The organism is Sphingomonas xinjiangensis, assembly GCF_014199255.1.
Taxonomy (GTDB): domain Bacteria; phylum Pseudomonadota; class Alphaproteobacteria; order Sphingomonadales; family Sphingomonadaceae; genus Sphingomonas; species Sphingomonas xinjiangensis.
Genome location: NZ_JACIJF010000008.1, coordinates 72,279 through 85,153 on the forward strand (window position 1 = coordinate 72,279; position 12,875 = coordinate 85,153).

Genomic DNA, 12,875 nt, shown 5'->3' on the forward strand with positions numbered 1-12,875 from the left:
TGAGAGGATGAGTCGAATGCGCCGGCGACGCTCCATGCCCGATTGGAGCTGTTCGAAGCTGGTAGCTTAAGTCTTTTTGAGCGCGCAGACGCGCGCACCCGCCCCCGTCCCTTTCAGGGAGGGGAGTTGATTGCGGGATCGGGCCACTGCTCCCCTCCCTGAAAGGGAGGGGCTGGGGGTGGGTTGGCGAGCGCAGCGAGCCACGCTACGCTCGAGTAATGCGCCGGCGGATCGATCCTGAACTGACCGCAAGAGCGCGCGAGATGCGCAACAGTCCGACAGTGGCCGAGCTTGCGGTCTGGCGGCTCCTCTCGCATCACCGCCCCGCCTTTACACGGCAGCTGGTGGTTGCGCCGTTCATCCTCGATCTTGCCTGTCGGCAGGGCAAGCTCGCAATCGAGTTCGACGGGAGCCAGCATCTCGAACAAGCTGGCTATGACGACAAACCATCGGCGTTTCTGGAGGCGCAGGGCTGGAGCGTCACTCGGCTGTGGAACTCGGACGTCCTGTCCAATCCGGAAGGCGCCGCTGCGTTCATCCTGTCCCGCGCCGCCGAGTGCCTCGGCGGCACCCACCCCCAGCCCCTCCCTTCCAGGGAGGGGAGAATGAGATCGCCCCGCAAGCGGGTTGCTGCTGAATGACAACAAAAAGGGAGAGGATTATGGCTGAGTTCGACATCGTTCTGTACGGCGCGACCGGGTTCACCGGGCGGTTGGTGGCCGAGTATCTGGCGCAGCGCTATGGCGATGGCGGCGTGCGCTGGGCGATGGCGGGGCGGTCGCTCTCCAAGCTGGAGCAGGTGCGCGACGAGATAGGCGCACCTGCCGGTACGCCGCTGCTTGCCGCCAACGCCGATGATCCTGCGGCCCTAAGGGCGATGGTGGCGCGGGCTGGCGTGGTCATCACCACCGTGGGTCCGTACCAGTTGCATGGTGAGCCGTTGCTGGCGGCGTGCGCGGCGGCGGGCACGGGCTATGTCGATTTGTGCGGCGAGCCGGCCTGGATGCGGCAGATGATCGATAAGTATGACGACGCCGCCAAAGCGAGCGGCGCGCGGATCGTGTTTTCCTGCGGGTTCGATTCCATTCCGTTCGATCTGGGGGTGTGGTTCGCGCAGGCCGAGGCGCGGCGGCGGTTCGGGCGGGCGGCGCCGCGCGTGAAGGGCCGCATCCGGGCGATGAAGGGAACGTTTTCGGGCGGGACCTTTGCCAGCGCCAAGGCGTCGATAGCAGCCGCCGCGCAGGATCCGGCGATCCTGAAGCTGATGGTGGACCCCTTTTCGCTGGCGCCGGGCTTTGCCGGGCCGCACCAGCCGAACGGAATGGTGCCGCATTACGACGATGCCGTCGCCGCTTGGGTCGCGCCGTTCATGATGGCGGTGATCAACACCAAGAACGTGCACCGCACCAACTTTCTGGCGGGCCAGCCTTATGGTGCCGACTTCCAATATGACGAGATGACGGTGGTGCCCGGGCTGGGCGAAGTCGGGCGGGCGGCGGCCGAGGCGGTCGCGAAGCTGAACCCGCTGAGCGGAAACAAAGGGCCGGCGCCGGGCGAAGGGCCGAGCAAGGAAGCGCGCGAGAGCGGGTTCTACGACATCGCCTTTGTCGCCGAGATGCCGTCGGAAGAACGCGTCACCGTGTCGGTGAAGGGCGACCGCGATCCGGGCTATGGATCGACCAGCAAGATGATCGCGGAGTCCGCTTTATGCCTGCTGCGCGATGTGCCGGCTGAGGGCAAGGGCGGGATCTGGACGCCCGGTGCGCTGATGCCCGAAGCGCTGAAGGCGCGGCTGGAGGCGCATGCGGGGCTGACCTTCGCGGTGGAGTGAGGGCGCCTAGCGGCTCGTCCCGGTTATCGAGATCGAGGGCACGTCCTTGTAGAAAAACAGCGGAATGATGGCCGCGACCAGCAGCAGGACGATGGCCAGCGGTATCAGCACGCGGCGGCGTGCTTCGTTGTCAGCGTGGAGTGCCGCGCGGTCTAGCCAGTAGCGGTTGGGGCCCGCGTCTTGGATAGCGCCGGTGGCCCGTAGCCGAGTGAACTCGCGTTGTTCGGCTGGGGTACGGGGCATGAAGGCGACGGCATCTTCGCGGGTGATGGCGTGCTGGGCGAGAAGCACGGCGATGATGCCGCGGCGGGTGCGCCCGGCCAGACCGGTGGTGATGGCGGTTTGCACGTTCATGGTGATGGCCCCCTGCGCTGGTGCGCGGAGGGTGGCACGATGTGCGGGCCCGGGGCAATCCGGGTTAAGCGATCCTCCCCTGCAAGGGGAGGATCGTTTGGGACGGTAAGCGCGCGCTCTCAACCCATTTATCCCTCCCTGGAAGGGAGGGGATCAAGGGGTGGGTTTAGCGCCGGGCGGGGCTCGATGCCGCGGCTGGGGCTTTGATGGTGTAGGTCTGAGTCTCTTTTGGCGCGCAGACGCGCGCACCCACCCCCTGCCCCTCGCTGCTAGCAGGGAGGGGCGTTATGGGTTGGCCTAGGCGCTAGCGCTTCTTGCCTTGGTGGCGGATATTGCCGGGGCGGCCGCGGCGTTTCAGGACGCGGGGTGGCCCGGATTTGCCGCGGCGGGTTTCGCTCGCCGGACTTCCGGCAGAGCCCTTGCCGTCGGGGAGTTCGAAGCGCAGCGCGCCGGAAACCGGGTTGGCTTCGGCGAGGCGCAGTTGGAGGCGCTGGCCCAGCTTGAACTCTTCGCCTGAATGTTCACCGATCAGGCGCTGGCTCGCTTCGTCATAGCGGAAATACTCGGAGCCCAGATCGCGCACCGGGACGAGCCCGTCGCCGCCGATACCCTCGATCGTGGCGAAGAAGCCGAAATTCTGCACGCCGGTGATGCGCGCGTCCATGACCGTTCCGACATGTTCGGACAGGTATGCCGCGACATAGCGGTCGACCGTTTCGCGCTCGGCCTCCATCGCGCGGCGCTCGAGCTGGCTGATGCTTTCGCCGATGCGGTCCATGCTGCCGGCTTCCTCTGCGGTCAGCCCGCCCGGGCCGAGGCGATAGGCGTCGACCAGCGACCGGTGCACGACCAGATCGGCATAGCGGCGGATCGGCGAGGTGAAGTGAGCGTAGCTGCCGAGGCCAAGGCCGAAATGGCCGGTATTGTCGGGGCCGTAATAGGCTTGGGTCTGGGTGCGCAGCACCTGCTGCATGATCTCGTCGCGGGCGTCGGACTCCCCTACCCGCTCAAGAATGCGGTTGAAGGTCGCCGGGCGGATCACCTGGCCGAGCGCGAATTCGAGGTCGAAGGTCGCCAGATAATCCTTGAGCGCGGTCAGCTTCTCACGCGTCGGCGGCTCGTGGTCGCGGTACATGACCGGCGCCTTTTTCGCCTCCAATGCCTTGGCCGCAGCGACGTTTGCGGCGATCATGTAATCCTCGATCAGCTTGTGCGCGTCGAGCCGCTCGCGCGGGGCGACCGACATGATGCGCCCCTTTTCGTCCAGGACGATGCGGCGCTCGGGCAAGTCGAGATCGAGCGGCTCGCGCTTCTGGCGGGCGCGGTAGAGCGCGTGCCAGCAGTCCCAGAGCGGGGCGAGGATGTCGCGGAGCTGCGTTTCCTCGGCCGACTGAGTGTAGGGCGCGTCGGCATCCGTGGCTTCGCCAGCGCCTGCCGCGCCATGAGGCAGCGGACGCTTGTCGATCAGCGCCTGGGCGTTCTCATAGGGGATGTTGGCGGCGATGCGGACGACGGCGCGGGTGAAGCGCCAGCTCTTGAGCGCGCCGTCCTTCGACACCTGAAGGTGGCAGGCCATGGCGGCGCGGTCGGCGCCTTCCTTGAGCGAGCATACTTCGGCCGACAGGATCTCGGGGAGCATCGGCACGACGCGGTCGGGGAAATAGACCGAATTGCCGCGCTTGCGCGCCTCGCGGTCGATCGCCGAGCCGGGGCGGACATAGAAGGACACGTCGGCGATGGCGACCACGGCCTTCCAGCCGCCTTCGTTCTTGGGATCGTCGTCGGGCGTGGCCCAGACCGCGTCATCATGATCGCGCGCGTCGACGGGGTCGATCGCGACGATCGGGAGATGGGTGAGGTCTTCGCGCTCGCCCAAGGGTTGCTTCGAGACGCGCTCGGCTTCGGCGAGGAGTTCGTCGGAGAAGACGTCGGGGATGCCGTGCTTGTGGATGGCGATCAGCGAGAAGCTGCGCGGGGCAAAGGGGTCGCCCAAAATCTCGGTGACGTGGGCGAAGATGCGCGGCGGCTTGCCGGCCTTGTTGGCGAGCACGAGGTCGCCGGGTTCGGCGTCCTTTCGCTCGGAGATCGGGTAGACATTGCGCTCGCGCTTGTCGACCGGGTGGAGGTAGAGCCGGCCATCCTCTTCGCGGACGACGCCCAGGACCTGCTCCTCGCCGCTGGCGAGCTTCTTCATCGGGTGGGCGACGAGGCCGTTGCCGGCTTCTTCGGTGCGCGCGAGGATGCGGTCGCCGATGGCGAGCGCGGCGCGCTTGCCGCGCGGTTCGCGCACGCGCAGGCGGGGCACGGGAATGCCCTCGGCCTCCCAGCGCTCGGGCACCGCCCAGACGGTGTCGCCGTCATTGTCGGTGATGCGCAGCACCGTGACCTTGGGCACGCCGCCCATCTTGTGGAACGCGCGGCCGGGGCCGCCGTCGATCAGGCCTTCGTCGGCCATGTCCTTCAAGAGCGCCTTGAGCGCGATCTTGTCCTGCGCGGACAGGCCGAACGCCTTGGCGATCTCGCGCTTGCCGGCGGGCGTGTCGGAGGACGTGATGAAGTCGAGGATCTGCTGCCGGGTGGGCAGGCCTGCTCTTGTCTTGGTTCTTGCCATTCAACCCTCACATAGGGACTCGCGTGCCATGTACCAACTTCCTAGGTTAGCTCCGTGTCCTATGACCTGTTGATCATCGGCGGCGGCATCAATGGCTGCGCCATCGCCCGCGAGGCTGCGCTGAACGGGCTGAAGGTCCTGCTGGTCGAGAAGGACGATCTGGCGAGCCATACCTCTTCGGCATCGTCCAAGCTGATCCATGGCGGGCTGCGATACCTCGAAACCTACCAGTTCCGGCTGGTGCATGAGGCGCTGGAGGACCGCGAGCGGTTGCTGGCGGCAGCGCCGCATCTGATCCGCCCGATGCGCTTCGTGCTGCCGCATGCCCATGATGTGCGGCCGTGGTGGATGGTGCGGGTGGGACTGTGGCTCTACGACCTGCTGGGCGGGCAGTCTTCGCTGCCGCGTTCGCGCGGGTTGCGGGCGGCGGATGCGGACTATGTGGCGCCGCTGAAGGGCGCGCCGCGCGGCTTCGTCTATTCCGACGCGTGGGTGGACGATGCGCGGCTGACGGTCGCCAATGCGCTGGATGCGGCGGCGAACGGGGCGGAGATCGCGACGCGCGTCGAAATGCTGGAGGCCGTGCGCGAGGCGGAGGGCTGGCGCGTGCGGCTATCGGACGGGCGGAGCGTGCGGGCGCGCGCAGTGGTGAATGCGGGCGGGCCGTGGGTGCGCGGCGTGCTCGACCGGACCGGAGTGGCGAGCGGATCGGGGGTGCGGCTGGTCAGGGGAAGCCACGTCGTCGTGCCCAAGCTGTTCGAGGGGGACCATGCCTATATCCTCCAGCAACCCGACCGGCGGATCGTGTTCGCGATTCCCTATGAGGGCGAGTTCACCGAAATCGGGACGACCGACGTGCCGGTGGACGATCCGGCCGACGCGGTGTGCTCGCAGGAGGAAAAGGCATATCTCTGCGGCGCGGTGAACCGGTATTTCTCGCGTCAGGTTTCGCCCGCTGCCATCGTGTCGTGCTGGTCGGGCGTGCGGCCGCTGTTCGATGATGGCGCCGCGGCGGCGCAGGCGGTGACGCGCGATTATGTGCTGGAACTGGACGACGGTGGCCCGCCGCTGCTGTCGGTGTTCGGGGGCAAGATCACTACGGCGCGGGCGCTGGCCGAGGAAGCGGTGGCGAAGATCGGCGGGGCGATGGGCGTGGAAGTCCAGCCGCGGACGCGGGCGCGGGTGTTTCCGGGCGGCGCGATTGCCGATGTGGGCAGGCTGGGCGAGGAACTGGCGCAGCGCTGGCCGTTCCTGGGTAAGGCGCGGGCGGCGCGGCTGGCGCATGCCTATGGCAGTGCCGCGCGTGAGATGCTGAAGCCGGTGCAGGAGGCGAGCGATCTGGGCCAGGATTTCGGCGCCGGGCTGAGCGAAGTGGAGGCGCGCTGGCTGCGGGCGCATGAATGGGCGCGGACACCGGAGGACGTGCTGTGGCGGCGCAGCAAGCGGGGGCTGCACATGCTCCCGGAGGAACAGGCGCGGTTCGCTACCTGGTGGAGCGAATTGCGTTAACCAGATGATGACAAACTTAGGTTAAGCTTGCCCGAGAGGGAGCAAGCATGGCGACCAGGTTTTCACAGTACCGAGCCGTCACGCCTGCGCTGGTCGAGCAGCGCGGAGAGCCGCGCCACCGCGTCCTCGTCACCCCCGCGACCGTGCGCGCCCATGGCGACGAAGCCGATGAGGCGACGCTGCGCGACCTGTCGGTCTATGGCTGCCGCCTCTCCTGCCCTGCCGAATATCCGCAAGGCGAGCGGCTGTGGCTGCGCTTCAACGGCAGCATGCCCATCGCGGCGAGCGTGGTTTGGAACGATGGCGAGCAGGTCGGCTGCCGCTTCGACGCACCGATCGAGCGCAGTCTGATGCGCGCGCTCACGCTGGTGATTTGCTGAAGCCTACCAGCGGTAATTGAAGCTGACGCTGATCCGCTTGGCACTGCCCGAGCCAGGCGGCACTTCGTGGCGCATCCAGCTTTCCCAGAGCAGCACCGTGCCGGGATCGGGCACGATCTCGACAAAGGTCTGAAGCAGCTCGGGCGCGTCTTCGCGGCGAGTGGGCGCGGCCATCATCATCGGCAGGCGCGGATCCTCGAGCTTCAGCCCGCGCGAACCCGGCGGCAGCGCGAGATAGAGCGTGCCGGAGACGACGCTGTGCGGGTGGAGGTGCGCGCCGTGCCCGCCCTTCCCGTCCAGGACATTGACCCACAGGCTGTCGAGCTTGAGCTTCTTGCCCGCCAGTTCGAAATGGCATGCCTGCGCGAAGCGGGCCACGTGGCGGTCGAGCAGGCGCTTGAGGTCCGCGAACGCGGGATCACGGACCGGAAGGTCGTTGAGCGAAGCGTAGGACGTGTAGCCGCGATAGCCATGCGCCTTGCACCAGCGGCGCCCGGCGATGTCCTCTTGCGCCAATTGCAGGCACGACGCCTCCAGCTCCTCCAGGAGATCGGCGTCGCCGAGCGGCTCCTGATAGAGCAGGGAGGCGAAGAGCGTGCGCATGGGCGTTAGTAGGCCCGCGCGACCAGGATCCGCTCGACCGCGGGCGCACCGGTGAAGATGCACGCGCCCTGCGCCGGGCTGGCATCGGAGGGCACGTTGCGGAAAGTGAGCTTGAGCGCCTTCAGGCGCTGTACGACCTGGTCGAGATCGGCACCGGTCGGCTTGGCCCAGTTGACCTCGGCCCAGCCGGGCTTCTCGCCTTCGAACGCCTGCTCGAGTTCGGCGAACTCGGTAATGCCTCGGGTAATGTTGGCGTCCATCCGCTCGCGTGCCTGCTCATGCAGCGTGGTCTGGATGCTTTCCAGCATCTGCGCGGCGTCGTTCACGAAATCGGTGCGGGCGATCACGGCGCTGTCGAGCTTGCCATCTTCGCGGTACAGCCGGTCGCGGCGAACCACCGAGACGTTGCCGCCCGCGACATCGCGGCCGCCGACTTCCACGATTATCGGGGCGCCCTTCTTGACCCACCCCCAGCGCTTGGTCGCGGCCTTGGCGGGCTTCAAATCGAGCAGCGCGCGAACGGGCTCGCCAAGTGCCGACAGCTTCGCGAGATCGGCCTGGAGCGCCTTGCAATAGTCGGTGATCGCCTGATCCTCGGGCACGTCGCGCAGCATCGGCACAATCACGATCTGCCAGGGGGCGACGCGCGGCGGCACGCGCAGGCCGTCATCATCGCCATGGACCATGATCAGGCCGCCGATCATGCGAGTCGACACGCCCCAGCTGGTGGTCTGGGCGAGTTCCTGCTGACCTTCCGCGTTCTGGAACTTGATGTTCTGCGCGCTGGAGAAAGTGGTGCCGAGGAAGTGGCTGGTGCCCGCCTGGAGCGCCTTGCCGTCCTGCATCATCGCCTCGATCGAATAGGTCGCGACGGCGCCGGGGAAGCGCTCATTCTCCGGCTTCTCGCCCGCGACCACCGGCATCGCCAAGCAATCCTCGGCGAAGCTGCGATAGACTTCCAGCATCTTCATGGTCTCTTCGCGCGCTTCCTCGACCGTGGCGTGGGCGGTGTGGCCTTCCTGCCAGAGGAACTCGGCGGTGCGCAGGAACATGCGGGTGCGCATTTCCCAGCGCACGACGTTCGCCCATTGGTTGATGAGCACGGGCAAGTCGCGCCAGCTCTGCACCCAGCGGCTGAACGCGGCGCCGATTACCGTTTCGGAAGTGGGGCGCACGACCAGCGGCTCCTCGAGCTTGGCCTCGGGATCCGGGACGAGCTTGCCGTCCTTTTGGACTAAGCGGTGGTGCGTGACGACCGCCATCTCCTTGGCGAAGCCGTCGACATGCTCGGCCTCTTTTTCGAAATAGGAGAGCGGGATGAAGAGCGGGAAATAGCAGTTTTCGTGGCCCGTCGCCTTGATGCGGTCGTCGAGCAGGCGCTGTATGCGTTCCCAGATGCCATAGCCCCAGGGACGGATCACCATGCAGCCACGCACGCCGGATTCCTCGGCCATGTCCGCTTCGGTGATGACGGTCTGGTACCAGGCTGCGAAATCGGCTTCGCGGGTGACGTTGAGGGCGCGCTTGATCATGGGGTGCCTCTAGCGCGGTGGGTGGACCGAGCAAAGGGTGCACCGTTCACGCGGGTTGAGCGCGGGGTTCAGGGAGCTTAGGGCGCTGTACTATTAGGTATCGGCATTCAGCTTATTTTCCCTCGCCCCCTGCAAGGGGGAGAGGGTTGCGTAGACTTGGTTTTGCGAAGCAAAGCCCTGGTCGAAGCTGGGTGAGGGGGTGCGGCTGCGCAGCAGCCGCGGGGCGCGTGGCGCCGCTCTACCCCTCTCCAAGCGTCGCTAGGCAGCAAGCTGCCAAGCTTCGCTATCCTCTCGCGTATCAAGAGGAGAGGATAGTCCAAGGCTGAATGCCGATACGCCCTAGCTCCCTATCCTGCTGCCGGCAGGGTAAACGACCAAGCGAGGAAGTGATTACCGCGCCCATGCAATCCGACCGCATCTTTACCGGCCTGGGGCTGCGACTGTTCGCGATCCTGTGCATGTCGACCATGTCGGCGCTGATCAAGCTGGCGGAGACACGGGGGGCGACGCTGGCCGAGACGATGTTTCACCGCCAGCTTTGGGCAGTGCCGGTGGTGACGGGGTGGATCGCGATGGGCCCCGGCCTGAGATCGATTCGGACCAAGCGGTTCGGCGCGCATCTGTCGCGAACGGCGGTGGGGCTGACAGGAATGGTGTTCACCTTTGGCGCGGTGCTGTTGCTGCCATTGGCGGAAGCGACGACCTTTCAGTTCACCGTGCCGATCTTCGCCACCCTGATGGGCGCGCTGGTGCTGAAGGAGCCGACCGGCTGGCATCGCTGGGGCGCGGTGATGGTCGGGTTTCTGGGCGTGCTGATCGTCGCGCAGCCGGGGAGCACGCATATCCCGCTGTTCGGTGCAGTGGTCGGACTGCTGGCCGCGCTGTTCGTTGCCATCGTGGCGATCCTGTTGCGGCAGATCGGCACGACCGAGAGCGCAGGCACGACGGTGTTCTGGTTTTCCGTACTGTCGCTGCCGCCGCTCGGCATCGCCTACGCTTTTCAGGTGCAAGCGCATGATGCCGGCACCTGGGCGATATTGGTGGCGATCGGCGTAGTCGGAGGATTTGGGCAGCTGGCGCTGACGGGCTCGCTGCGCTTCGCACCGGTGTCTGTGGTGGTGCCGATGGATTATTCGAGCCTGGTGTGGGGCACGCTGTACGGGTGGCTGATCTTCGCGGCCTGGCCGACGCCCTACACTTGGATCGGCGCGCCGGTGATCATCGGGAGCGGGCTGTATATCGTATGGCGCGAGCGGGTGCGGCGAGTGGAACGGACGGTGGCGGCGAGCGATGCGCCGGTGAGCTAAAGGGCGTTTCCCCTCATGCCGCATCGCCCCCGGAAACTATCCCGCCACCAGCTTCGCTGGTCCCTCTCCCCCTCCGGAGGGGATTGCAATGGAAGTGAAACGGAACGGTCGCGAAACTGTTTTCGTCCTGACCGCGCGGCGTCATTCGGCGCGGCCATAGGCGCCTTCGAACCGGCCGGGAGGGCCGGAATGACGGGGGTCCATCATGAAGTTTACCACCTCGCTGCGCGCGACCGCAGCCCTTTTCGCGCTCGCATGCTCCATCCATACCGCGCAGGCGCAGCAGGCTGCCGATGCCGATACCGCGGCGGATCAGGCTTCGTCCGATCCGATGGCCCGCGACACCGATGCGGCGCAGGGCGAGGAAGTCCTTGTCACCGGGCGGCTGGGCAACAGCATCCAGCGCAAGGTGGACGCCAGCTATTCGATCACCACGATCAGCGACAACGATATTCGCGAGCGGGCGATCGGCAATCTGGCCGAGGCGATGCAGCAGATCCCGGGCGTGTGGGCGGACAGTTCGGCGGGCGTGACCGCCAACAACATCCGCGTGCGCGGCATTCCGCGCGGCGGATACGAGTCGCTGGCCGTGTATGAGGACGGCCTGCCGATCCAGCACGATCCGGGCATCAACTGGATCAATGTCGACCAGTTCCTGCGCATCGACGAGACCTATGCCAATATCGAGGCGGTGCGCGGTGGCCCCTCGTCGATCTTCGCGTCGAATGCGCCCGGCGGGCTGGTCAACTTCATCCCCCGCAAGGGCACGCCCGAGCTGAGCGGCTTGGTGAAGTTCACCACGTCCGATTACGGGCAGCTGCGCGGCGATGTGTGGCTGGGCGGCCCGATCGCCGATGGCTGGGTGTTCTCGGCCGGCGGCTTCTACAACAAGGACGACGGCGTCCGCGATCCCGGGCCGACCGCCAACAAGGGCGGCCAAGGCCGCGTGCTGGTTTCCAAGGACTTCACCAACGGCAGCCTGTCGTTCGGCGTGAAGTACATGGAGGACAACAACTTCTTCTTCGACGCCATTCCGCTGGTGCGCGACGGCGACAAGCTGCGCCCGCTTGCCGGGTTCAACGGGCATGACGACACACTGACCGGGTTCGAGGATGGGCTGGTCAAGATCAAGACGCCGCGCGGCGTTCGCCCCGCCGATTTCAACCTGTTCAACCAGTCGAGCGACCTGCAGGTCACGCTGAAGGGCGATGTCGAGTTCGGCGGCGGCACCACGCTGCGCGGTGGCCTGCGCTATCGCGACAGCAACACCAACCGCAACGCGCGCGGGCTCAACAACCTGACCACCCAGGCGGCGCAGTTGAGCTCGGTGCGCACCAATGCCCTGCGGGCCTTCCCGGGCGCGACGGACGTGCGGCTGGTCTATGCGACCGATGGCACCCCCTTCCCGGCCGGTGCGAACGGCAACGGGCTGGTGGGCGTGAACACCTTTCAGTCGATCCAGAACCCGATCGAAGAGATGATCGGCATGGTCGAACTGGGCCATGTGTTTGAAACCGGCATCGGCCGCCATGACGTGAAGCTGGGCTTTTACGGCACCACGGCGGACTGGTCGCACGACCGCAATGACGGCGTGGGCATCACCGAAGTGGCGCCGAACGCGCGGCTGCTCGACATCGTCGCGGTCAACGGCGCGGGGACGGTCGTCGGCCGGGTGACTGACATGGGCATCTCGCGCTACGAGTCGCGCTTCGCGCATTCGGTCGGCGGCTATGAGGACATCGCCGCCTACATCTCCGACGAATGGCAGATCAACGAGCAGCTGCGCGTCGACGCCGGCTTCCGCTGGGAGAAGATCTGGCTGTATGGTGTCAGCGAGGCGGTGCGCAGCTATAATCTGGGCGACCCAACGACGCTGGCGGACGACAATGTTCTGGGCGGATCGGGCGTGTTCAACCAGTTCAAGCCGTCGTTCGACGACCATGCCTATACCGTCGGCGTGAACTGGCAGTTCGTGCCCAATGCCGGGCTGTTCGCGCGCTACACCAACACCTATCGCCTGCCGATGATCGGCCAGTATCGCGACAATGTGTTGCCCACCGGGGTGCGCAGCCAGTCGATCGAACAGGCAGAGGGCGGCATCAAGTTCCAGCAGCCCTGGGGCAATCTGTTCGCCACGGTGTTCTACAACAACTTCAAGGACGTGCAGTTCACCAACACCTATATCGATCCGGCGTCGCTGCTGATCGTGCAGGAAATCAATTATGGCGACGTGCGTACGATCGGCGTCGAGCTGGAAGCCAATCTGCGCCCGGTAAAGTGGTTCGAGGTGTCGGCGACGGCAACGTACCAGGACCCCAAGTTCAAGAACTATACCTACAACACCATCGTCAACGGGGCGCCGGTGGCGACATCGTTCGACGACAACCGCCCATCGTCGATGCCCAAGGTGCTGGCCAGCGTGCGGCCGCGGCTCAACCTGTTCAACGGGCGCGTGCGGGTGCTGGGCGAATGGCGCTACGAGGGCGACAAGTATAATGACGACGCCAATCTGGTGAAGCTGCCGCCCTTCTCGGTGTTCAACGCCAGTGCCGAAGCCGACATCACGCCCAACATCACCGTGCAGGTGAAGGGCACCAACCTGTCCAACACGCTGGGTCTGGGCCAGGGCGGCGGACAGCAGGCGGTGCCCGGGCAGGCGGACGGCCCGGTGATCCTGGCGCGGCCGATCTTTGGCCGGGCGGTGCAGGGTTCGGTGCTGTTCCGCTTCTGACGTGACTGCACCCCCTT

General features: G+C 66.3%; 10 protein-coding genes. 6 read left to right on the top strand and 4 right to left on the bottom strand.

Going from position 1 to position 12,875, the window contains the following annotated elements:
• Positions 1-218: 218 nt before the first annotated feature.
• Together FHT02_RS13565 and FHT02_RS13570 are read left to right on the top strand one after the other, a co-directional pair.
• Complete coding sequence (locus FHT02_RS13565; protein WP_184088491.1) at positions 219-641, top strand: endonuclease domain-containing protein; 423 nt, start codon at positions 219-221, stop codon at positions 639-641.
• Positions 642-661: 20 nt separating this feature from the next.
• Positions 662-1,831 carry a saccharopine dehydrogenase family protein gene (locus FHT02_RS13570; protein ID WP_184088494.1) on the top strand — a complete coding sequence of 390 codons (1,170 nt, stop codon included), beginning with the start codon at positions 662-664 and terminating at the stop codon, positions 1,829-1,831.
• A gap of 6 nt (positions 1,832-1,837) precedes the next feature.
• Here the strand turns inward: FHT02_RS13570 and FHT02_RS13575 are convergent, their stop codons facing one another.
• Both FHT02_RS13575 and rnr read right to left on the bottom strand, forming a co-directional pair.
• Positions 1,838-2,185, bottom strand: coding sequence for a hypothetical protein (locus FHT02_RS13575; RefSeq protein ID WP_184088497.1), 348 nt, complete (start codon positions 2,183-2,185; stop codon positions 1,838-1,840).
• A 304-nt stretch (positions 2,186-2,489) separates the two neighbouring features.
• Positions 2,490-4,796, bottom strand: a complete 2,307-nt coding sequence (rnr, locus tag FHT02_RS13580) for a ribonuclease R (RefSeq protein ID WP_184088500.1) — start codon at positions 4,794-4,796, stop codon at positions 2,490-2,492.
• Between the two features lie 54 nt (positions 4,797-4,850).
• Here rnr and glpD point away from each other — a divergent pair, with 54 nt between their 5' ends.
• Together glpD and FHT02_RS13590 are read left to right on the top strand one after the other, a co-directional pair.
• Entirely contained in the window at positions 4,851-6,305 is a 1,455-nt protein-coding gene (gene glpD, locus FHT02_RS13585; protein WP_184088503.1) for a glycerol-3-phosphate dehydrogenase, read from the top strand.
• A gap of 47 nt (positions 6,306-6,352) precedes the next feature.
• A complete protein-coding gene (locus FHT02_RS13590) occupies positions 6,353-6,685 on the top strand; it encodes a PilZ domain-containing protein (RefSeq protein ID WP_184088506.1) in 333 nt (110 codons plus the stop codon).
• A 3-nt stretch (positions 6,686-6,688) separates the two neighbouring features.
• Here FHT02_RS13590 and FHT02_RS13595 read toward each other — a convergent pair whose 3' ends face one another.
• Together FHT02_RS13595 and proS are read right to left on the bottom strand one after the other, a co-directional pair.
• Positions 6,689-7,288 (bottom strand): TIGR02466 family protein, encoded by a 600-nt coding sequence (locus FHT02_RS13595; protein ID WP_184088509.1) that lies wholly within the window; start codon positions 7,286-7,288, stop codon positions 6,689-6,691.
• Positions 7,289-7,293: 5 nt separating this feature from the next.
• Entirely contained in the window at positions 7,294-8,820 is a 1,527-nt protein-coding gene (proS, locus tag FHT02_RS13600; RefSeq protein WP_184088512.1) for a proline--tRNA ligase, read from the bottom strand.
• A 401-nt stretch (positions 8,821-9,221) separates the two neighbouring features.
• Between proS and FHT02_RS13605 the strand changes: the two genes are divergently transcribed.
• The gene (locus tag FHT02_RS13605; protein WP_184088515.1) at positions 9,222-10,127 is read left to right on the top strand and encodes a DMT family transporter; all 906 of its coding nucleotides are present in this window, start codon (positions 9,222-9,224) and stop codon (positions 10,125-10,127) included.
• A gap of 205 nt (positions 10,128-10,332) precedes the next feature.
• Entirely contained in the window at positions 10,333-12,858 is a 2,526-nt protein-coding gene (locus FHT02_RS13610) for a TonB-dependent receptor (protein WP_184088518.1), read from the top strand.
• Positions 12,859-12,875: the final 17 nt, after the last annotated feature.